The sequence below is a fragment of the Flavobacterium lacustre genome (assembly GCF_027474525.2).
Classification (GTDB): domain Bacteria; phylum Bacteroidota; class Bacteroidia; order Flavobacteriales; family Flavobacteriaceae; genus Flavobacterium; species Flavobacterium lacustre.
The window spans coordinates 1,652,096-1,674,237 of record NZ_CP114882.2; the positions used below are offsets into that span (position 1 = coordinate 1,652,096).

The window sequence follows — 22,142 nt, forward strand, 5'->3', positions numbered from 1 at the left end:
TTAGTTACGGATTGGTAGATGAAACCTGCAATACTTTTCCGTTGAAATATTTATTTCCGGTCAAAGTAAAATCATAAATATAATTAGCCATTTCACCAGCCGAAATTGGTGCTTGATATCCTGGGAATGCTTCGGCTAACATTTCGGTTTGTACAGAACCTAACGCTAAAACATTAAATGAAATTCCTTGTTCTTTATATTCTTCGGCCAATAATTCGGATAATGTTATAACAGCGCCTTTGCTTGAACTATATGCAGCCAGTCCGGCAAATTTCAGGCTGCCTTGAATACCGCCCATAGAACTTATTGTTACCACATGACTCCCTTTTTGTAAATAAGGTAAGCAAATACGAGTCAAGTTGGCAACTCCAAATACGTTGACTCTATAAATATTTTCAAAATCGGTTTGCGTCGTTTCTGAGAAAGGTTTCAATAGTAAAGCACCGGCATTGTGAACCACTGCATCTATTTTTTTCCAAGATGAAGTCAGGAAATCAGTTACTTTTTGTAATTCAGATTCTTCGGATAAATCAACCGAAAGGCAGGTTATGTTTTCGTTTCCTAAAAGACCTTGAGGAACTTTTCTGGAAAGTGCTAAAACCTGATGTCCTGCGTTAGCAAATAATAAAGCTAATTCAAAACCTATTCCTCTGCTGGTACCTGTTATAATAATGTTTTTCATGTGACAAAAATAAACAAAAGCCTTAAAAAGAAATAATGTTTCCGGTTTTGAATTGAATCACCGCAAGTATTTTTTGTATACTTTAAATATTTGAAGGCAAGCCAAAACTACAAAAAAGAGCGGGATGACTATTGGCATAATATATTTTGAAAAACCGACGGTATTTTCGGATAAGGTTTGCAAAAATAAAACTAAGGTAAGCATACCTAAAAAAGTGCCTAGTACCGTTCCGAAGATATAATAATACTTCTCTTTTTTTTCGATCGAAATGTAATTCCCATTCATCAAATAGAGATTCCAACCGGTCCAGAACGGCAATTGAAGAAAATTTAAACAGTTCAAAAAGAAGCCTGCCAGAAACGGAGAATATTTTAGATATACTTCTAAATTGGCTTTGCTTTCGGTCGTTTGATTGGCATGAGAATAAAAAGAATACGCTAAAAGCAGTAAAAACAAAATCCCGAAAACATCAATCGCTTTCATTAATTTTTGGTTGGCGACTAACTTTTTGGCAAATAGTAACGTAAAATAAATTACAAAAACTTCCACGGAAATAACGCCCAATAAATAGAAAACAAGGGATTTCATTCCTAACTTAGCTTTGATTTCAAATCCAATAATATTCAAATAGCCAAGCGGAATTGAGCCAATAAAGCTGACCAAAAAACCAACGATACTATTTTTTAATTTTGTCATCGGGTTAAAAATTGACGATTTTTTTGCTTTGTTCCAGATGTAATCGGTATTGCTTCATTCCGTTTTTTCGAGTCAGATACGGAAACCCATTTTTATGGTTTTGTATACTTATTTCGTACATATACTTAATGTGTCGGGACAATTCTTTCCAAGCAAAAAACAAAGAATGTTTGGGGTCGTAAATATGCGTGGGCTCACTACCGGCGCCATTTAACTCAACAATAGAAAAATGGATGCCGTTCTCTAATTCTTCAAAAGTATGGTACATAATATCTAATCTGCCAAAATAGAAACCTTGAATTTGCATACACATTTCATCAATGGTTTTGGTCAATTTTGGTGTTATCCAATGGCTTCCGTCTATGAATTTTGCGCCTCTGGCATGATTTCCGTAGGGCACTAGATTTAGTTTTTCGCCTTTTGGCAAAATAGCAAATAATTGCTTACCGTATTCTCGCTTTAGGGATTGTAATTGCAATTCGTAACGTGGATTTTTTCGAATTAATTCTTCAACTGTAGCAATACCATCTCCTGTAACAATTAGAAATTCTTTGGAGACAATTCCAGTTATTTTTCCTGATTTTTCGTTGGGATACCGGACATAAAAAATACCAACTTCCTTTTCGTAAGGAATCAAATCTTGTATTACATAATCAAAATTAGCTTTTTGGGCATACTTTGTTAAATCGGTAACAGCATTTATTTTTCTAACTCCTGAGCCGCGTAATCCAATATCCGGTTTGGCTATTAATGGGTATTTAATGCCTGATTTTTCAATTATTTTCAGAATCTCTTTGACGGAAGTCCCTTCTTTTATGAGTGCTGTTTTTGGATAATAGTGTTGCGGAATCAAGTCATAAATCTCTTTTTTAGATTCCATCATAAAACCTCCATTTTTTATGGTTGGATTTGAGGCATTAAAGAAAAAAATAGATTTTGCTCTAAGCGAATAATACGCCCAAAGAAAATATATTGGAATATAAACAATCTGAAAAGGCCAATATTCCCAATGGAAAATTTTATGAAAAAAAAGTCTCATTCTTGGTTTTTAAACGGTGATAAATGAAGTTGTAAATTCTTGTTCAGCAATTAAATCGTAATGCAATATAGTTCCTTTATTTTTTTCAATAACCGATTGTGTGATACTTAACGTTTTCATTTGTTCGTTGCGATTGATGACTAATCCATTTTGTTGATTTTCTTCCTCTGTGTAGCGATGAAAAGAAAGCATTTTTGTTTTTGAAATCACAGGATTTGCTTCCAAAAAAGTATAAAACCAATCGGCTCGTTGTTTTCTAATTACTTCAGGATACAATGTTGATGATGACCAAACGTGATTTTTATGGATGTCTAATTCAAGAGTTTCTTTCTTTATTCCGTTCCATCGCAACTGAAAAAGAGCTTGATTTTGGAATAAAACTAAGGTAAAAGGTTCAATGTTTTCTAAATTAATTTCTTTCCAAAATTCCTTAGGCGAAGGATTGCTAATCATATCCAAGACAATCAATCCGCGACTTTTTCGGTAAGGAAGCTGTACTTCATGTTTTTCGGCAGCTCCATTCAGTAACACCAGAACAGTTCCCTGCGTATCGACTGCGTACCAAGTTCCACCAGCTTTTGGATCTTTTGGAAAAAGAATATCTTTTCCGTTAATATGATATTTTTTTGGAGGAATAGCGCTTGGCCGAATCACTTTTTCATCCCGATTTGAGGTGATGATAACAGCGTCATTTGTGGCAACAAAACTTACTGTGCACATTGTCTTCTATATTCGATTGTAGAACGGGCAACGCCAAAATCAGGGTCAATTGTGACATTTTCGAATTGTAAAACAGCCACTTTTATCAAAGCTTGATGATGAATACAGTGTTCTAAATTGTATAATAATTCTCGGAAATAATTACTTTCAATCCGGATTTCCTCTTTGTCAATAATTTGTACTAACGTAAGATTTTTGTTTTCTTTTTCGAGATTATTTTGAATGTTCAAAATTTGATTCTGGGCAAAATCCGTATCAGTTTGTATCAAGATATTGCGCGCTCTTTTGTCATAATTCACAATTCCGGAATCGTATTGGTTTTCTAAACATTGAAACATCTCAACAATATGTCTTGTGTGTTCGCCGATGCTGGCTTGACTCAATTCACGACATGGATTTGAATAGTTTACGTTTGATAATTGATTCAGTAAAAGAATCAATTCGTTTAAATTTTTATTTATAGAAGGAATCAGCATATTAGAATTTTAATTTCAACAAATTTTGGATTTGACTTTTATTTAAAAAAATTAAGAGCCCACAACAAATTAAGTTAATTAATGCTAAAATAAAAAGTGTTTTGTGATTTTGAACTTCAATTAAAGCTTTGCCAAAATACTAAAAACCCTTTCAAAGCGAAAACTTCAAAAGGGTTTTTAGGACTTTAATTCTGAAATTATCCTGCGATAACCGATCTCGAAATTACAATTTTCTGTATTTCGGAAGTGCCTTCATAAATTTGAGTGATTTTGGCATCGCGCATCATTCGTTCCACATGATATTCCCGCACATATCCGTTTCCGCCATGAATTTGAACCGCTTCAATCGCAGTGTCCATTGCAGTTTGCGAAGCAAAAAGTTTTGCCATTGCGCCACTGATATCGTAATTATTGTGATTGTCTTTGTCCCAAGCCGCTTTCATACAAAGATGACGAGCCGCTTCGATATTTACCGCCATATCGGCAAGTTTGAAAGCTATTGCTTGATGATTGCAAATTTCTGTTCCAAAAGCTTTGCGTTCTTTCGAATATTTCAAGGCCAATTCATAAGCTCCAGAAGCAATTCCTAAAGCTTGAGAAGCAATCCCGATTCTTCCGCCAGCCAAGGTTTTCATGGCGAATTTAAATCCAAATCCGTCTTCACCAATTCTGTTTTCTTTTGGAACTTTCACGTCAGTAAACATAAGTGAATGCGTATCGGAACCTCGAATTCCCATTTTGTGTTCTTTTGGACCAATGGCAAAACCGGCCATATCTTTGGTCATAATCAGCGCATTAATTCCTTTACTTTTTTTCTCTACATGCGTTTGTGCAATTACAATATATACCGAAGCCGTATTACCGTTAGTAATCCAGTTTTTTGTTCCGTTTACCAAATAATAATCGCCCATGTCTATAGCCGTAGTTTTTTGCGAAGTCGCATCACTTCCTGCTTCGGGTTCGCTCAAGCAAAAAGCGCCGTGAATTTCACCTGAAGCTAATCCTGGCAAATATTTTTGTTTTTGTTCTTCGGTTCCAAAAGCCTGTAACCCCCAACATACTAATGAATTATTGACAGACATCACTACCGAAGCTGAAGCATCGATTTTCGAAATTTCTTCCATCGCTAATACGTAAGAAATCGTATCAAGTCCACTGCCTCCATATTTTGGATCGACCATCATTCCCATGAATCCCAGTTGTCCCATTTTTTTGATTTGTTCGGTAGGGAAAATTTGCTTTTCATCTCTTTCAATGACACCGGCTAATAACTCGTTTTGGGCAAAATCCCGAGCTGCTTGTTGCACCATTAGATGCTCTTCAGTTAGATTGAAATCCATATTTATATAAAATAAAAGTTGCTTTTTGTTAAAAAAATATGCTCAAAGGTACTTTTTTATACTGAAATTTTCAATTTTGAATCGTAAATTTGGCTTATGAAAGAAGATTACTATAACGTTATCGGAGTAATGTCAGGAACTTCGCTGGACGGGGTGGATTTAGCACATATAAAATTTAAGGTAAACCAAAAAAAATGGGAATTTGAAATCATCGAAAGTGAAACTATTTCCTATAATTCAGCTTGGATCAGTACTCTCAAAGCGGCTTTAGATTTCTCTGAAACAGCACTTGAAGACTTAAATCAGGAATATACGAAACTTTTGGCGAAGATTATTTCGGATTTCATCCAAAGAAATAAAATCGAAAATATTGATGCCGTTTGTTCACACGGACACACGATTTTACATCAGCCACAAAACGGATTTACATTACAAATTGGCAATTTGCCTCAAATCGCTACTTTGCTTCATCAGAAAGTAGTTTGTGATTTCAGAGTACAAGATGTAAAACTCGGCGGACAAGGAGCTCCATTGGTTCCTATTGGTGATCAGATTTTATTTTCACAATATAATTATTGCATGAATTTAGGTGGTTTTTCAAATGTTTCTTTTGAAGAAAATGATAAAAGAATTGCCTTTGATATTTCGCCGGTCAATACCGTTTTGAATTTTTATGCTAACCAACTCGGATTGGATTATGATGATAAAGGGAAAATTTCAAAATCAGGAAGCAGTAACGAAGAATTATTTATAGCATTAAATGCTTTAGATTTTTATAAAAAAACACATCCAAAATCATTAGGTTTTGAATTTGTCAAAGAAACGGTTTTGCCATTGATAGATTATTTCGATATTTCAATTCAAGACAAAATGCATACTTTCACTGAGCATGTTGCTTTTCAAATTGCATTGGCTTTGCCCAATAAAAAAGGCAGTCTTTTTATAACCGGTGGAGGTGCTTATAATGACTTTCTTATCGAACGCATTCAATACTATTTACCTGAAATGAAAATTATTATTCCATCATCTGAAATTTTAGAATTCAAAGAAGCTTTAATTTTTGCTTTGTTGGGTGTTTTAAAATTAAGAAATGAAATCAATACTCTGAGTAGCGTGACTGGCGCCAAAGAAGATCATAGTTCGGGATATATCTATAGTTTTTAAATAAATATAAAAAATACATAATTCGCATTATTGTATTTTTTATATTTGTCAAAATTAAACATATCGCAACAAATGAAAGACTTATTAAAGAAATTCGAAAATAAAGAGCCTGAAATAGTTTTTCATTGGAAAGATGCCGAAACAGAAGCTGAAGGCTGGACAGTAATCAATTCGCTTCGAGGCGGTGCTGCCGGCGGAGGAACACGAATGCGTAAAGGATTAGATAAAAATGAAGTTTTGTCATTGGCGAAGACCATGGAAGTAAAATTTTCGGTTTCTGGTCCAGCGATTGGTGGGGCTAAATCCGGAATTAATTTTGACCCGAACGATCCCAGAAAAAAAGGGGTTTTGCAACGCTGGTACAAAGCAGTTTCTCCGTTATTGAAAAGTTATTATGGAACCGGAGGCGATTTGAATGTGGATGAAATTCATGAAGTGATTCCCATGACCGAAGAATGTGGCGTTTGGCATCCGCAAGAAGGGGTTTTTAATGGTCATTTCAAACCTACCGAAGCTGATAAAATCAATAGAATAGGGCAATTGCGTCAGGGCGTAATCAAAGTGATTGAAAATCCAAAGTTTTCTCCGGATGTAACCAGAAAATATACAATTGCCGATATGATTACGGGTTTTGGCGTCGCACAAGCCGTTCGTCATTATTACACAATTTATGGCGGCGATGTAAAAGGCAAGAAAGCCATTGTTCAAGGTTTTGGAAATGTAGGTTCTGCAGCAGCATTTTATTTGGCTGAAATGGGTGCAAAAATCATTGGAATTATTGACAGAGACGGAGGTTTAATTAACGAAGACGGCTTTACTTTTGAAGAAATAAAAAGCTTATTTCTCCATAAAGACGGAAATAAATTGGTTAGTGAAAATATGATTCCTTTTGAAGAAATTAATCAAAAAATTTGGACTATCGGAGCCGAGATATTTACGCCTTGTGCTGCTTCAAGATTGGTTACTCAGTCTCAAATTGACAGCCTGATTGCGAATGGACTTGAAGTAATTTCCTGTGGTGCAAACGTTCCTTTTGCTGATACTGAAATCTTTTTTGGCCCAATTATGGAACAGGTGGATCACAAAGTAAGCTTGATTCCTGATTTTATTTCGAATTGTGGAATGGCTCGGGTTTTTGCTTATTTCATGGAAAAGAAAGTCCAAATGACCGATGAGGCAATTTTTAATGATACTTCAGAAGTTATAAAGAAAGCAATACAAAAAGCGCATGATTTGAATCCGTCAAAAACAAATATTAGCGCAACTGCTTTTGAAATAGCGTTAAAACAATTGACTTAAAAACTTTTTTTTCTTTAGTCAACTTAATACAATGCGGATTAAATTGGTTTTTTTTAAATCAATTTAGTCCGTTTTTTGTTTTGTAATAATGGTTTGCGAAAATTTATTTTTCTGTAAAAGAAATTGAAATTTAATATCAGTACACCAGACTTGTTAATATTGAAGCGGTCGCTTTCTACTCTAAACAATTTTTAGTACTTTTCAACGTTTTTATTCATACACTTTTTTAAATTTAAAATCCAAATGAGTTCCACCATTTCATCAGACCAAAAGAAATCATTATTGTTCTCTTTTCTTTTGTATGCAACGATGTTGTTGATTCTGTTCTTCGTCCGATTTTGGCCGCCTGCAAACTTAGCTGAATTAACCGGCGGTGGAGGTGGAGGCGGAGTTACCGTAAATTTTGGTGACAGTGATTTAGGTTCCGGAACCAATTATAAAAGTGAAGTTTTGGAGGTGAAAAACCAAGCCAAACAAACTCCAACAAGAACAACTCCAGAGGAAGCTATTTTGTCTCAAGAAAATTCTACAGAAGAAAGCGTTGTGATTCCACAAAAAGAAAAACCTAAAAAACCGGTTGTGGCTGTCAAAGAAGAACCAAAACCTGTTGTTGTAAAACCTAAAGTTTCAAATAATACGAATGATGCTTTGTCCAGCATTCTGAAAGGCTCTAATAAAGGAGGAGATGGCGATGATAAAACGGCTGGAAACAAAGGAAAAGCAAACGGAAGTTTAAGCGCTACCGGCTATTATGGAACGGGTGGCTCCGGTGGAGGGACTGGCGGAGGGACTGGAACTGGTACCGGAATAGGAAACGGAAGTGGTTATGGAGCAGGAAGTGGCGGCGGATCAGGAAATGGATCTGGTGGCGGCTATTCTTTAGGCAATAGAAAAGCACTTTCTAAACCAGCACCAAAATATACTTGTAATGAAGAAGGAAAAGTGGTAGTTGAAGTTTCTGTTGATAGAAACGGACGGACTATTAATGCTGTTGCCGGAATAAAAGGAACTACAAATACAGCAAAATGTTTATTAGATCAGGCAAAAATTGCAGCGATGAATACCAAATGGGATGCCAGCAGCGATGCGCCTGAAAAACAAATTGGTAAAATTGTTTATAATTTTAATTTAAATTAAAAGCTGATTTTCCCCTTTTTAACGTGTATTAAAAAAAATGAAATAAAAAAACCGAAGTAATTTACTTCGGTTTTTTAGTTATAATTATAACAATCCAGCACGTTTCAATAACGCATCTGGTTTAGGTTCTTGGCCTCTAAAGCGTTTATACAAAATCATAGGATGTTCAGTTCCGCCTTTAGAAAGGACATTGTCTTTAAATTTTGTAGCCACTTCTTTATTGAAAATGCCGCATTCCTGAAAATATTCAAAAGCATCAGCATCTAGTACTTCCGCCCATTTATAGCTATAATAACCCGAAGAATAACCACCTTGAAAAATATGAGAAAAAGAAGTACTCATCGCGTTTTCCTTTACATCCGGATACAATTGTGTGGCTGCAAATTGTTCGGTTTCAAAAGCTTTGATGTCTTTGATGTTCGAAGGATTTTGTGCATGCCAACCCATATCTAATAATCCAAAACTCAATTGGCGCATTGTTGCCATTCCTTCTTGGAAACTTGCACTTTCTTTGATTTTATGGACTAATTCCATCGGAATCATTTCGCCAGTTTGGTAATGATATGCAAACAAAGCCAAAGCTTCCGGCTCGTAACACCAGTTTTCCATAATCTGGCTTGGTAGTTCCACAAAATCCCAGTATACTGAGGTTCCCGATAAACTTGGATACGTTGTATTGGCCAACATGCCATGTAAAGCGTGACCAAATTCATGAAACAAAGTCGTCACTTCGTTAAAAGTTAATAACGATGGTTTTGTTTCGGTAGGTTTTGTGAAATTACACACAATAGAAATGTGTGGTCTTTCGTTGCTTCCTTTTTTGATGTATTGTGATTTAAAAGACGTCATCCAAGCACCGTTTCGTTTGCCTTTTCTTGGAAAAAAATCAGCATAGAAAACCGCAACCAGTTGGTCGTCTTCATCTTTTACTTCATATGTTTTTACTTCTTCGTGGTATTTATCGACTTCAAAAGTTTCTTCAAAAGTGATTCCGTATAATTTTTGTGCTACTGCAAAAGCGCCGTCCAGAACTTTTTCTAATTGAAAATACGGTTTTAATATTTCGTCATCCAAACTAAATAATTGTTGTTTCAGTTTCTCCGAATAATAAGCGCCATCCCATTTTTCGAGCAGCTCAATTCCATGAAGTTCTTTTGCGAAAGCGGCTAATTGTGCAAATTCTTTCAAAGCTGCCGGCTTGGCTTTTTCTAATAAATCAGTCGAAAATGTTTTTACTTTCTCGGGACTTTCGGCCATTCGTTCTTCAAGAACAAAATGAGCATGAGATGCATATCCTAAAATTTGAGCTCTGTCAAAACGTAATTTGGCAATTTTAAGTACGATTTCCTGATTGTCGAATTCGTTGTTTTGAAAACCTTTGGCACCAAAAGCAATTGCCATTTTTTTGCGCAATTCGCGATTGTCAGCATAGGTTACAAACGGAACGTAACTGGGATAATCCAAGGTGAAAATCCAGCCTTCTTTTTCTTGGCTTTTCGCCAAAGAACGAGCTGCTTCAACAGTTCCTTCGGGCAAACCGGCCAATTCGGATTCAGATGTTATATGTAATTGATAGGCTTGCGTTTCGGCCAAAACATTTTCGCCAAACTGCAAACTCAATTTCGATAATTCTTTGTCGATGGCTCGCAATTGATTCTTTTTATCTTCCGATAAATTGGCTCCGTTTCTAGAAAAACTTTTATATTTTTTGTCCAAAAGCGTAGTTTGCTCCGCATTGAGATTTAGTTTTTCTCGTTGCTCATAAACTGTTTTTACTCGGGCAAATAAATCTGGATTAAGACGAACATCGTTTCCAAATTCAGATAATAAAGGAGAAACTTCTTGAGCAATTTTCTGAATTTCGTCATTGGTTTCTGCTGAATTCAAATTGAAAAATATACTTGAAATTCGGTCTAAAACATCTCCGCTGAAAGCTAATGCTTCAATCGTATTTTCGAAAGTTGGTTTTATAGGATTCCTTACAATAGCATCGATTTCGGCTTTTGCCAATTCGATTCCTTTTTGAAAAGCAGGAAGGAAATCTTCGTTTTTAATTTTCGAAAAAGGCGCAGTATTGTGCTTTGTATTGAAATGGTGGGTTAAGATGCTCATTTGTTTTTTGATAAAAATAATTGATGTTTAAAGGTAACAAAGGTACGGATTTATTGAAAAATATAGGATTGCTAATAGAATTGATTTGACCCAAAATAGCGAAGATGATTGTGTTATATAAATGTTATTTATTTCGGGACACGGCATAAAAAGCCTAAATTGTAAAAAAAGATTGGTTTTATACAGAACCGAATCGAAGAAACAGTAAATATTTAAAAATCTTATGAATTATCAAATCACAATAAAAAGCGCAAATACAGTAGATCAAATTGAAGCATATTGGACTAATGAAGACTATGTTAAATTATTAGAAAAATTCGATTATCCGGATGCTTCCGATGCTGATCCGGCCAGTTTAAGAGAACTTCTTTTTATGGCGATCACGGATTTTGAACCCAAAGATTCTGCCGTAATTGTATTAGAATATAAATTATCAGAACAGTTGAATGAAGGGCAAATTCAGCAAATTTCAAATGATATGTTTTTGGATAAAGTCTGTGAAGAATATCCGGAAATAGGGCTGCATTCGGCTTTGTTTCATGTTAATCAATTGCTTTTTAAAGCATACAATGGTAAATTTCCTAATGCAAAAGCGATAATACTAACAGCTAGTTTTGTGCCTTCCGGAGTTGAAAATGCTACGGAATTGACTAAAGAAAATATCTTGAAATTGTTAAGCAATGGATTGTCAGAAAGTAATCTTATCAAAAGATTATTTGATGCTGCAATGAATGAAAATGCTCCTTTTCCGGAAGCGGAAGCAATTTTGTGGGAAGTAACGACTCCAGATGCTGTAAATTATACAATAACCACATCAGAATATTGGTTGAATAAAGAAGACATAATTGCTTCAGAATTTGAAGGAATTCTGGAAGAAATAGTGATTGTTGCTTAAGTAATTTAAAATTTACATTAAAAAAAGCTCCGTAATTGGAGCTTTTTTTGTTATTTTTTTAGACTTTCAGAAGCTACATTAACAGCCTCTTTTAATCCTGTTTTGTATTTAATGACTTTTTCTAAGACATTTTTGTTATGACTTCCAATGATTTGCACGGCCAAAATCCCTGCGTTTTTGGCACCGTTTAAAGCTACGGTTGCAACAGGAACGCCACCCGGCATTTGAAGAATGGATAAAACACTATCCCAACCATCGATAGAATTACTGGATTTTATAGGAACGCCAATTACTGGAAGGGGAGACATTGAGGCCACCATTCCTGGTAAATGTGCTGCGCCGCCAGCTCCGGCAATGATTACCGAAATACCGCGAGTATGTGCATTTTGACTAAAATCAAATAATTTTTCCGGTGTTCTGTGTGCCGAAACGATATCAACTTCTATTTCTATGTCAAATCCTTTCAGGATGTCTATTGCTTCTTGCATTACGGGCATATCCGAGATACTTCCCATTATTACGGCTACTTTCATTTTGTTGTTATTTAAAGATTACTTCGTCCGTTCGCCTTTTTTGGCTTTGGTGAAAAATTTAAAGATTGAAAAATTACATAAAACTACTTTATAATTGTCGTAATTTTTAAATTATTAAATCGTTTAATTATTTGATTTAGTGCTAATTACTCGAATCGTATTCTTTACATCCTCGGCAATTCTACGGGCTTCTTTAATATCATCATTTACGATGGTGACATGTCCCATTTTTCGGAAAGGACGGGTTTGTTTTTTTCCGTAAATGTGTGGTGTAACACCGTTCCAACCTAATATTTTTTGAATATTTTCATAAACTACATCTCCTGAAAATCCTTCTTCGCCAGAAAGATTGACCATAATTCCTGCTACCTTACTATCGGTATTTCCAAGAGGCAGGTTGAGAATTGCCCGTAAATGATTTTCAAATTGTGAAGTATAACTGGCTTCGATGCTGTAATGACCTGAATTGTGCGGACGTGGAGCGACTTCGTTAACCAGAATTTCATCGTCTTCGGTTTGAAACATTTCAACGGCTAATAATCCTACATGGTTGAATTTTTCGGAAACGGTCAAGGCGATGGCTCTTGCTTTTTCGGCTACTGTGTCGTCAATTCGTGCGGGACAAATTACATATTCGACTTGGTTGGCTTCGGGATGAAACTCCATTTCAACCACAGGATATGTTTTTATTTCGCCCGATGGATTGCGACAAACAATAACGGCCAATTCGTTTTTGAACGGAACCATTTCTTCTGCGATGCATTCTACATTGGCTAAATTTTCTAAATCAGATAGTTGTCGGATGACTTTTACGCCGTTTCCATCATAACCAAATTCAGTGCATTTCCATACAAAAGGCAGTTTTAATTTAGATTCTAAAACATCGAAAATTACACTTTTTATATTTTCGAATCGTTTATAATTTGCTGTTGGAATAGCATGATGTGCGTAAAAATCTTTCTGAATTCCTTTGTTTTGAATCAGTTTCAACGTTTTTGGCGAAGGATATACTTTGATGCCTTCGTTTTCTAATTTTTCTAAAGCTTCAAGATTAACCAGTTCAATTTCAAAAGTCAAAACGTCTACTTTTTTACCAAAATTATAAACTGTTTCAAAATCCATTAAGTCGCCTTTAAAAAATTGATTGCATGCAATTTTGCAAGGTGCTTCGTCGCTTGGATCAAGAACGTAAGTTTGTATATCGAATTTTCGGGTATCAAACAAAAGCATTTTGCCGAGTTGTCCGCCGCCAAGAATTCCTAATTTAAAATCGGAAGAAAAATAATTCATCGGTGTATAGAAATTTATCTGTAAAAAATGATTTCACAAAGATACTTTTAAATGATTAATAATAAAAAATTACGAGTTGTAAAATAGTCAGAGATGTATTTCTATTGATAGGTTTTTATCTTCGGACTATTACTTTTTTAGAAAAATTCCCATTGGTGGTCTCGATTTTTAAAGTATAGAATCCTGAGGGTAAATTTTCAACATTTATTGAAAACTGACTGCTGTTTAAAGGGTTTCTGTATTTTCCAATAAATTTCCCGTCTATAGAATGAATTAAAATGGTATAAATTTCATTGTTATTTGGAGCATTTACCGTGATGATTTCTGAAGTTGGATTTGGATAAACGATAACTTCAGAGGTGTTTTTGAATTCATTTACAGAGAGTAGCTTGTCAGTATAACAGGAGGAATTAACTGTGTTTTGAGCTTTTATAAAATCAGCTATTTTAATATTTGAAAATCCAGTATTGGTCGTGTTATTGTAAAAAGTTAAATCTAATGTTTGATTGCTTGCTCCAAACCAATCTTGAAGGATTGTACTGAAAACCCTTCTGTTGTCATGCTGAATTGTTCTAACCTGATAATTATTAGCAGATACTGCTTCTGATAAATTAATGTTTGTCCCTGAGATGCCAGGATTTATTGCGTTTCCAAAAACAAACATTGGTGCAATTTCGCCATGATCAGTTCCTAGACTGGCATTTTCTCCTGCTTTTCTTCCAAATTCTGAAAAAGTTACCGAAATAACATCATTTCCCATGTTTTGATTATTTAAATCTGTAATGAAAGTATTAATCGCGTCAGAAACCTGAGTCAAAAGAGAAGCGTGATTACCTAAATGGGTTGTGTTGTTTGCAGCAACTTGCATATCATGTGTGTCAAATCCTCCTACTTTTACTAAGTAGACTTTGGTTTGAAGGCCACCTGAGATAAATCGAGCTACAGTTTTTAATTGATTGGATAAACTTGTATTAGGATAGATCAATGAATTAGATCCTGAATTAAAGGAATTTGAAATACTTTGCGCATAAGAATTTGTTGAAGTATCATTGTTAATAATGTATTGAAGTAAATTGCCGTATTCTGAATCAGGAATGTTTGCCGGAGGTTCCCCGCTCAAACCATTCACAACAGAATAAAACCCTGATAAATCTTGGCCGCTAATGTTTAGAGACATGCCATGTTCTATTTCTCCATGGAAACCAAGTGAATTATCACTGCTACCGAGTTGAATTCCCAAGGGGAAGTTTGAGTTTAAAAAATTTGTGTAGTAGTTCTCAAGAAAACGTCCCGTCCATCCACTGACTAAATTATTATTGGCTATAGTTCCATCACCTCCGGTTAGCCATAAATCAATAGATTTAAAATGAGATTTGTTTTGGGAAGGATAGCCAACTCCTTGAATAATTCTCATAAAACCTTTATCATAAAGATTTTTAAATCCAATGAGAGAAGGATGTAATCCTACCTGATCTTTTAAGGCTAAAGTTGAATCCAGATTAATAATGCCATTTGTCATGCCAATATTATTAAGCTTTATGTTCGGTCGTAACGTTGCATAAGTATCATATTGATTGATGGGTACAATGGTATTTAATCCATCATTAGCTCCTGCGAATTGAATCAACACTATTTTTTTTGAACTGGAATCAGGGCACTCTGTCATGCCGGCTGATTTAAAAAGAGCAAAAACTTCTGTAGGCAACAATGAAAGTGCACTAGCTGTTGAAGTCAATTTAATAAAATTTCTTCTTCTCATGATATTTGTTGTTTTGTTATTAATTATGGGAAATAATACTAAAACATGCGAGATTTGGGGTCTCTTAATACCTTGGCTGATGCCCGAATTTTTGAAAATACCAAACACTTGAGACTTAAATTTTCTTAAATATATTGGTAGTAAAATGGATTATGAAAATAATATTAAAACACTTGAGATTCGGGTGCCCTTAATATTTTGGTTACTAGAAGCTTTAATCGAGATTCGACAACCGAACTATTATTAGTGCTAATGAAATTATTCCAAGCTTCAGTCCAATAATAATTAGAATTCCCTTGCAGGATAAAAGAATTCATAAAGTAGTTAATTCGATCTATGTTTGTTTCCTGAGCGAATAGAGCATTGCATAATTCGGAAGTCAATATAAAAGGATCCGAAGGATTAGACACAATTCCAGCATTTTTTATCACATCTGAAATACTTATTTTAGCAGCAATAGTACTATTGCCACTAATCCTGTTTACTCCGTCAAGTAGGGATTCTCCTAAACGGTATTTTGCAATTAATGTAGAGGAAGATATCCAGTTTTTATCAAAATCGGGAGCCTGATAATAAGCTGCGTGACCGGCGACATTTTCAGGGTTAAATAATCCCATATTTGATTTTACTAAAAATGTATTGTATGTAAAAAGATACCAAAAAGTATTGTAGAAATCCAATGGGTTAGTAATAGGATCTGGAATAGTAGCCTGTAAATAAGTACATATTTCAGATAATTGTTGAATAGGTGATTTAATTATTCCTCCAATAGTTTCATCGGTTGCATTACTATCATCCAAATCATAAAAATGCTGACTTTCTAATAATTTTTTAATAATTGGAACAATTTCATAACCATTATCAAAGAGTTCTTGTGCCAAGGGAATTATGATGTCATTTTCTGCCTCAGCCGTAATATTGCTTTTTACAAAATAAGTATATATTTTTCTGCAAATATTTTGGGCTGTTGCCGGTTGGTTAAAAACCATTTCAATATAATTATCTAATTCAATATCCATCGAAGCAGCATCAGTTGCTGAAGAGATTATTTTGTTGTTAAAAGCGCCACTAAATGTTTTAGAACTTGTGTGGTGATCTGAAAATTGATTGTAACCTTTTGGGATTCCGGTTTCAGTATCTATTAGATTTCGTTCATATTTTCTTTTAAATCCTGTTAATACTCTTGCTGCCTGGATGATATCGGATTCGGTGTAGTTTGTATAATTACCGGGAGCAATTTGTATCCCTTTACCAATAGTAAATAATTCTAGGAATTCCCGGGCATAGTTTTCATTTGGAGCATTTTTTAAATTTGAAGAATTATTTAAAAAACAAAGCATTGAATTATTAAGCGTCATTTTTTTTGCTAACTTTTTATAGTTCCCATAGGAATAAAATAAAAGCAATCTTATATAGTCATAAAACTCTGTAGCTGATCCAGATACTTCGGTATTTCCTATTACTGTAAATCGAGTTGACAAAAAATGAGAAAGTTTAAATTTTAGTGTTGGATTATTTATAGAATTATACCACCACCAACCCGTTACAATTATAGCTTTCCTGTTTTGATCAGGAAATGTTGTTGCTAAATTAGTAGACTCAGTCCAATAGCTATCCGGAGCGGTCAATGGTAAAGGGTCGTATGGTAAATTAACGGCAAGAGGTGTATCGGTTAATAATAAATCTAAAGCTTGGTTTGGAGTCAATATAGAATATTGGTCTATCAAGACTTTGGTGTAAACAAAAGTTGCTCTTCGCAATAAATGTTTAGCGTTTTTGATACCTAAAACTGTGGTATTTGGATTTAGTGAAGCCATAATTATATTATTTTCAATATCCTTTAGTTAAATTTAGGAATAATTAAATTTAATACAATTTTTTTTCGATTAACAGGTCTTTAGGAGCGTCTAAATACCTGTTTATTAATAAATTATGTTTTTAGACTGAAATTTTATGGTTGTATTATTAAGATAAATAGTGCATTAAATCACCTTTTAAAAATTGATTTCAGGCAATTTTGAAGGTGCTTCATTATTTGGGTCAATCACATAGTTTTATGTCGAATTTTCGGGTGTCTGACAATAGTATTTTGCCTAATTGTCCACCGCCGAGAATTCCTAATTTAAAATCAGAAGAAAAATAATTCATTATGATAATGTTTGTTTTTCTGTCTTTTAAGGGATACATTCTGCAAATGTAAATAATGATTTATTAATGGTTGCTTTTGAATTTTTATTTTATGGATTGTGAGAATAAATTGATTTTTCTTCAAACTCTTAATTTTCTATTAAATAATGTGGTAAGAGATTATTCTTTTGCTGCTAAATAATAAACTTATGTTTTTTATATATAATGAATTTTTTATTTTTTTTTGTATTTTTGCGAAAAATTTGTATTTATTTTAACATAAATACTTCTAATTAAAGAATTATATGGTTTCATTTAGTCGTTATATTTTAATTGTACTTTTAATTGCTACAAGTATTGGTTACTCCCAAACCAAAGGTTTGATTTATAAACCTGCAGGGGACGCATTAGGTAAAAGTGTTCTGGATCCTAATGGAGATGGGTACACTTCATTAACAACCGCTGGGTTTAGTGGTACTGATTATGGTTCTGCATCTGAGCTTAATATGGTGCCTTTGCCAATAATTGGAGCTGAACCTACAGGGGATTTGACTACAGGAGGTTCAGGAGGAGCTACGGATATTGTTAGTGTTGGAGAAAACAGTAATCAGTCTTGTTATATTCTTTACAAGACAGTTGGTGGAATTGATTATTTAATTATCAGGTTCCGGTTAGGAAGTGCTTCGACTGCTGCAAAAGGGTATTCTCTTTTAATGGACACGGATGGGACTTTTGGCTCGCAATATACTGATCCAAAGAATCCTGGATATGAGAGAGAGATTGTTTTAAATACAGGAAGTTCGAATGCTGTAGTTGTTAATACTTTTTCGGGTTTAGCAGGAGGAATTACATCTGCTGTAAATTTTAGTAATGAAAATTATACGCAACGCTCTATTGCTTTGACTACTGTAAGTGGGGATTCCGATTATTTTTATGATTTTTTTATACCGTATTCTGCTTTAGGGTTGACTACACAGCCGGTTAGAATTGCGGCGGCAACAATTAGCTCTGCGGGAAGTGGTATAACAGGAACCAAATCTGATTATAACGGTGTTAATGATAAGTTGTATGGTAATAATTCAACGGCTATTGCAAATGCATTAATTTCAACTTTTCCTGCTACTTCTTTGACTTCTTTGACTTCGGGTACGAGTTTTGCAAATCCTATTACATTGTCTCCTGTAGTTAATAGTGGTGTTACTGCTTCTAGCACCAGTATTTCGGGTACTAGTACGGAAACAAACGGTACAGTAATAACGATATACAAAAATGGAACATCTATTGGTACTACAACTGTAACATCAAATTCGTGGACATTAACAAGTGTAAGCGGTCTTGCAGCGGGAAATATTATTACCGCAAAAGCGCAAGCCGTAGGTAAAGATTTATCGTTGGTTTCTAATAGTATTACAGTAAATGTTGCTGCAATTTGTTTTACTCCGGCACCGACAAACTTGGTGAGAACCAATGGTTCTCAGGTTGTTACTGGAAGTTGGTCTCCTGTGAACGGAACGATTACTGCAAGTACGGTTCAAATTCGTTTGTGGGAACAATCAGCAACAAATACTTTTAATGAACTTCCATCTTCGGTTTCAGTATACGTTGCTACAAACGGGACTTGGTCTTTTACTGTAACTACTACACAAAGTACTTTTAATGGAATGAACGTTTATGCTACTGCTACCTATAATGGTTGTTCATCGGCATATTCAAATGTTGCAATGAAGACTTCTGGAAGTGGTAGTACTAAAACAGTCAAGCCAACAATGGTAACTTCAACAATTTTGGCTTCGCCAACAGTTGCAAGGACGGTTCAGGTTACAAACGTGGATACAAGTGCTTCTTATTTGATTTTATATATTAATGGGTATGAGGTGGCAAGAACGACTTCAACTATAGCTTCCAATGCTTCTTATGATTTTAGTTATACTGGATTTGTTGAAGGCGATGTTGTAGTTGCAAGAGCACAATCGGCATCAGCAAGTTATTTGTTGTCGGATATTTCTACTAGTGTAACTGTTAGTATTACATCAAGTCCATCAACAGCGCCAGTTATCTCTGGGACCTATATTGCAGGATCTGGAAAAACAGTTACTGGAACGAGTACTGAAAGTGCAGGAACTGTAATATACCTGTATAAAGGGGCAACATTATTAGGGTCAACTACGGTAGATGCTTATGGCAATTGGTCAATTTCTGGTTTGACATTGACAGCTGCAGATGTTCTTACAGCAACTGCAAAAGCAACTGGAGAAACAATAAGTTCTAGTTCAAATTCGATAACCGTGGCAGCATCAGCGCCTGCAGCTCCAACAGTTTCGGGGACTTCTTATCAAGCGGGTGCAAGCAGTATTAGTGGTACAGGTGGTCTGGGATCAGGAAACACGTTGACCATATATGTAGATGGTAGTCCAATAGGAACAATTCTTAACGCGCCGGCGAGCTGGACGCTTAGTGGTATTGCTTCGGGACAATTGTACAAAGGTGCTGTTATAACCGCTACTAATACTAATGTGAGTACTGGAGTTGAAAGTGGTTTGTCTAATTCTGTTCCAGTTGTAGGGGTAGCTAGTTTCTGTATTACGGATACTTCTGGAAATCTAATAACTGCTAAGCGATCAGGAGAGACTTTCAATATTAAAATTACGGCTATGGATGGTGCAAATTGTTCTGGTAGCGTGTTTACGGGATTTAATGGTACTGTGGTTTTGAGTAGTTCGACTAATATGCTTTTAGGAGCAGGAACCACGGCGGTATTTGTAAATGGAGTATTGGCTTCACATAGTATTGCTTTGGGTGCTCCAGGTACTGGTATTACTTTATCGGCAATCAATTCTAATGATCCTTCAACAAAAGGTATAGCAACACTCGATGTAACTGCTGCAATTTGGAAAGGAACAACAAGTACTGATTTTAATACTGCATCAAACTGGACAGGAAGTTTTGTTCCTGTTTCAGGAGCGGATATTTCGTTTGATTCACTTGCGGATAATGACTGTTATTTAGACCAAAATAGAACAGTTACCAATATTAATTTTAATAGTACAACCAAAAAATTAAATGTAAACGGAAAAACACTTACTATCAATGGAGCAATTTCAGGAAATGGATCTTCAAGTGGTTTGTTAACCGGAAGTGATAGTTCAAGTTTAGTGTTTACAGGAACAGGAAATGCAGGTACTATTTATATGGATCAAACTACTTTAGGAACTTCAAACGTGCTTGAAAATTTAACATTAAATAGAACTTCTTCGGGGAGTGTGACTTTAGGAAATGCATTGAGTTTAAGTGGAGTTCTAACAGTGACTGCAGGGACATTCAATACAGGAGATCAAATTACTTTTAAAAGCGATGTGAATTCTACAGCTATAGTAGGACCGGTAACAGGAGTTATTAATGGTAAAGTAACCGTAGAACGATTTATTCCGGGACGAAGAGCATTTCGTTTCTTGTCTTCGGCAGTTACCACTACAACAAGTATTCTTGCTAACTGGCAGGAAGGTGTAAATAATAATACGACAACTACAAACAATAATCCAAATCCAGGTTTTGGTACACATATCACAGGTTCTGTTTCCGGCGCCAATGGTTTTGATGCTACACAGACTACAAATGCTTCCATGTATGCATTTAATAATAGTTCTGGTGCTTGGGTTACGGTATTAAATACAGATGTAACTACATTAGAATCAGGATTCCCGTATAGACTATTAGTGAGAGGGGATAGAAGTACTAACCTAAATACAAATACACCTGCGCTAACCAATACGGTGCTAAGAGCTACGGGAACTTTGTATACAGGAACCAAAGTAATAACCGATCTTAATTCAAATGCAGGTGGATATAATTTTATTGGGAATCCATATCAATCACCTGTTGACATGAATCAAGTATTGCAGGCGTCAACAAATTTAAATAAGGTTTTTTATTATATATGGGATCCTACGTTGAATCTTAGAGGAGGTTACGTTTCTGTTGACGTTGGAACAGGGGACAAAGTTCCTAATACATCTTCGGCAACTAAATACTTGCAACCTTGGCAAGGCTGTTTTGTGAAAACAGATGTCGCGGGTTCGCCTTCGCTTAGTTTTCAAGAGGCTTATAAACAAGTAAGTACCGCTAATGTCAATGTTTTTAGAAAGGCAGACGTGACTTCAAGTTTAAGGTTGGAATTATACGAAGCCAATGCTTTTTTAACATCAGGAAAATCTGCCGATGCTTTGTTGATACAATTTGGTTCGGAGAATAGTAATGAAGTAAACAGTAATGATGCTAATAAATTTACGAACCTTGACGAAAATTTTGCAACCAAAAACAATACAACTTTATTAAGTATAGAAAGAAGAGCTTTGCCACAAGCAGAAGAAATAGTTCCGCTTCATGTTAATCAATATCGCAATGCAAATTATACTATTGTTGCTGAAGCAAGTAATATAGAGGGGGTAACACCATTTTTATTAGACAATTTTACGCAAACTTATACTGAAATTCCAGCAACAGGTGTTGTGACTTATAATTATTCTGTTCTTAGTTCCGATGCGCAATCTGTTTCTTCCAGTAGATTTAATATTGTGTTCAAAGCGAGTTCAACATTAGACATTAAATCAAACGAATTAGAATCAGGATTAAAACTTTATCCAAACCTAGTTAAAGACGGTTGGTTTATGATGAGTTCAAGTTCTGATATTCAAAATATAGAAATCGAAATTTTTAATGTATTGGGGCAAAAAATACCATTTAAGACGACGAATATAGATGCTAATACGCTGAAAATAGAGCCTTCAAAATCATCAGCTAAAGGAGTATATTGGGTAAAAATGAAACAGGAAGGACGAATATCTACCCAAAAAATCATCGTTAATTAATTATTTTA

Annotated in this window: 16 protein-coding genes and 1 pseudogene; 5 read left to right on the plus strand and 12 right to left on the minus strand. The window is 35.0% G+C overall.

Translation table 11 applies throughout. The features are described from left to right. Window positions 1–4 precede the first annotated feature (4 nt). The 6 genes from O6P34_RS07205 to O6P34_RS07230 form a co-directional block, all read right to left on the minus strand. Window positions 5–682, minus strand: a complete 678-nt coding sequence (locus tag O6P34_RS07205) for an SDR family NAD(P)-dependent oxidoreductase (RefSeq protein WP_269686644.1) — start codon at window positions 680–682, stop codon at window positions 5–7. Between the two features lie 57 nt (window positions 683–739). Next, a complete protein-coding gene (locus O6P34_RS07210; RefSeq protein WP_269686645.1) occupies window positions 740–1,378 on the minus strand; it encodes a LysE family transporter in 639 nt (212 codons plus the stop codon). Window positions 1,379–1,382: 4 nt separating this feature from the next. Continuing rightward, entirely contained in the window at window positions 1,383–2,417 is a 1,035-nt protein-coding gene (locus O6P34_RS07215; RefSeq protein WP_269686646.1) for an ATP-grasp domain-containing protein, read from the minus strand. 9 nt (window positions 2,418–2,426) lie between these two features. Next, window positions 2,427–3,137 carry an NRDE family protein gene (locus tag O6P34_RS07220; protein ID WP_269686647.1) on the minus strand — a complete coding sequence of 237 codons (711 nt, stop codon included), beginning with the start codon at window positions 3,135–3,137 and terminating at the stop codon, window positions 2,427–2,429. Further along, window positions 3,125–3,613 (minus strand): DinB family protein, encoded by a 489-nt coding sequence (locus O6P34_RS07225; protein WP_269686648.1) that lies wholly within the window; start codon window positions 3,611–3,613, stop codon window positions 3,125–3,127. The genes O6P34_RS07220 and O6P34_RS07225 overlap by 13 nt, the downstream gene beginning before the upstream one ends. Window positions 3,614–3,810: 197 nt before the next feature. Next, complete coding sequence (locus O6P34_RS07230; RefSeq protein WP_269686649.1) at window positions 3,811–4,953, minus strand: acyl-CoA dehydrogenase family protein; 1,143 nt, start codon at window positions 4,951–4,953, stop codon at window positions 3,811–3,813. A gap of 96 nt (window positions 4,954–5,049) precedes the next feature. Between O6P34_RS07230 and O6P34_RS07235 the strand changes: the two genes are divergently transcribed. The 3 genes from O6P34_RS07235 to O6P34_RS07245 all read left to right on the plus strand — a co-directional run bounded on the left by O6P34_RS07235 (window position 5,050) and on the right by O6P34_RS07245 (window position 8,553). Beyond that, entirely contained in the window at window positions 5,050–6,117 is a 1,068-nt protein-coding gene (locus O6P34_RS07235; protein ID WP_269686650.1) for an anhydro-N-acetylmuramic acid kinase, read from the plus strand. Window positions 6,118–6,189: 72 nt separating this feature from the next. After that, window positions 6,190–7,416 carry a Glu/Leu/Phe/Val dehydrogenase dimerization domain-containing protein gene (locus tag O6P34_RS07240; protein WP_269686651.1) on the plus strand — a complete coding sequence of 409 codons (1,227 nt, stop codon included), beginning with the start codon at window positions 6,190–6,192 and terminating at the stop codon, window positions 7,414–7,416. 243 nt (window positions 7,417–7,659) lie between these two features. Continuing rightward, entirely contained in the window at window positions 7,660–8,553 is an 894-nt protein-coding gene (locus O6P34_RS07245; RefSeq protein WP_269686652.1) for an energy transducer TonB, read from the plus strand. 84 nt (window positions 8,554–8,637) lie between these two features. On the opposite strand, the gene O6P34_RS07250 is transcribed toward O6P34_RS07245, so the two are convergent. Beyond that, on the minus strand, window positions 8,638–10,665 hold the full coding sequence (locus tag O6P34_RS07250; protein WP_269686653.1) for a M3 family metallopeptidase: 2,028 nt from the start codon (window positions 10,663–10,665) through the stop codon (window positions 8,638–8,640). Between the two features lie 223 nt (window positions 10,666–10,888). On the opposite strand from O6P34_RS07250, the gene O6P34_RS07255 reads away from it, so the two are divergent. After that, on the plus strand, window positions 10,889–11,560 hold the full coding sequence (locus O6P34_RS07255) for a hypothetical protein (RefSeq protein ID WP_269686654.1): 672 nt from the start codon (window positions 10,889–10,891) through the stop codon (window positions 11,558–11,560). 50 nt (window positions 11,561–11,610) lie between these two features. Here O6P34_RS07255 and purE read toward each other — a convergent pair whose 3' ends face one another. The 5 genes and pseudogenes from purE to O6P34_RS14940 all read right to left on the minus strand — a co-directional run. After that, window positions 11,611–12,093: a 5-(carboxyamino)imidazole ribonucleotide mutase gene (purE, locus tag O6P34_RS07260; RefSeq protein ID WP_269686655.1), complete on the minus strand. Its 483-nt coding sequence runs from the start codon at window positions 12,091–12,093 to the stop codon at window positions 11,611–11,613. Window positions 12,094–12,216: 123 nt separating this feature from the next. Continuing rightward, window positions 12,217–13,383, minus strand: coding sequence for a 5-(carboxyamino)imidazole ribonucleotide synthase (locus O6P34_RS07265; RefSeq protein WP_269686656.1), 1,167 nt, complete (start codon window positions 13,381–13,383; stop codon window positions 12,217–12,219). Window positions 13,384–13,498: 115 nt separating this feature from the next. Continuing rightward, a complete protein-coding gene (locus O6P34_RS07270) occupies window positions 13,499–15,142 on the minus strand; it encodes a DUF1501 domain-containing protein (RefSeq protein WP_269686657.1) in 1,644 nt (547 codons plus the stop codon). 164 nt (window positions 15,143–15,306) lie between these two features. Then, the gene (locus O6P34_RS07275) at window positions 15,307–16,959 is read right to left on the minus strand and encodes a DUF1800 family protein (protein WP_269686658.1); all 1,653 of its coding nucleotides are present in this window, start codon (window positions 16,957–16,959) and stop codon (window positions 15,307–15,309) included. A gap of 157 nt (window positions 16,960–17,116) precedes the next feature. Beyond that, a pseudogene (locus O6P34_RS14940) lies at window positions 17,117–17,290 on the minus strand (5-(carboxyamino)imidazole ribonucleotide synthase); the annotation flags it as partial. A 284-nt stretch (window positions 17,291–17,574) separates the two neighbouring features. Here O6P34_RS14940 and O6P34_RS07280 point away from each other — a divergent pair. Continuing rightward, entirely contained in the window at window positions 17,575–22,134 is a 4,560-nt protein-coding gene (locus O6P34_RS07280; protein ID WP_269686659.1) for a DUF8693 domain-containing protein, read from the plus strand. The last annotated feature ends 8 nt before the right edge of the window (window positions 22,135–22,142 follow it).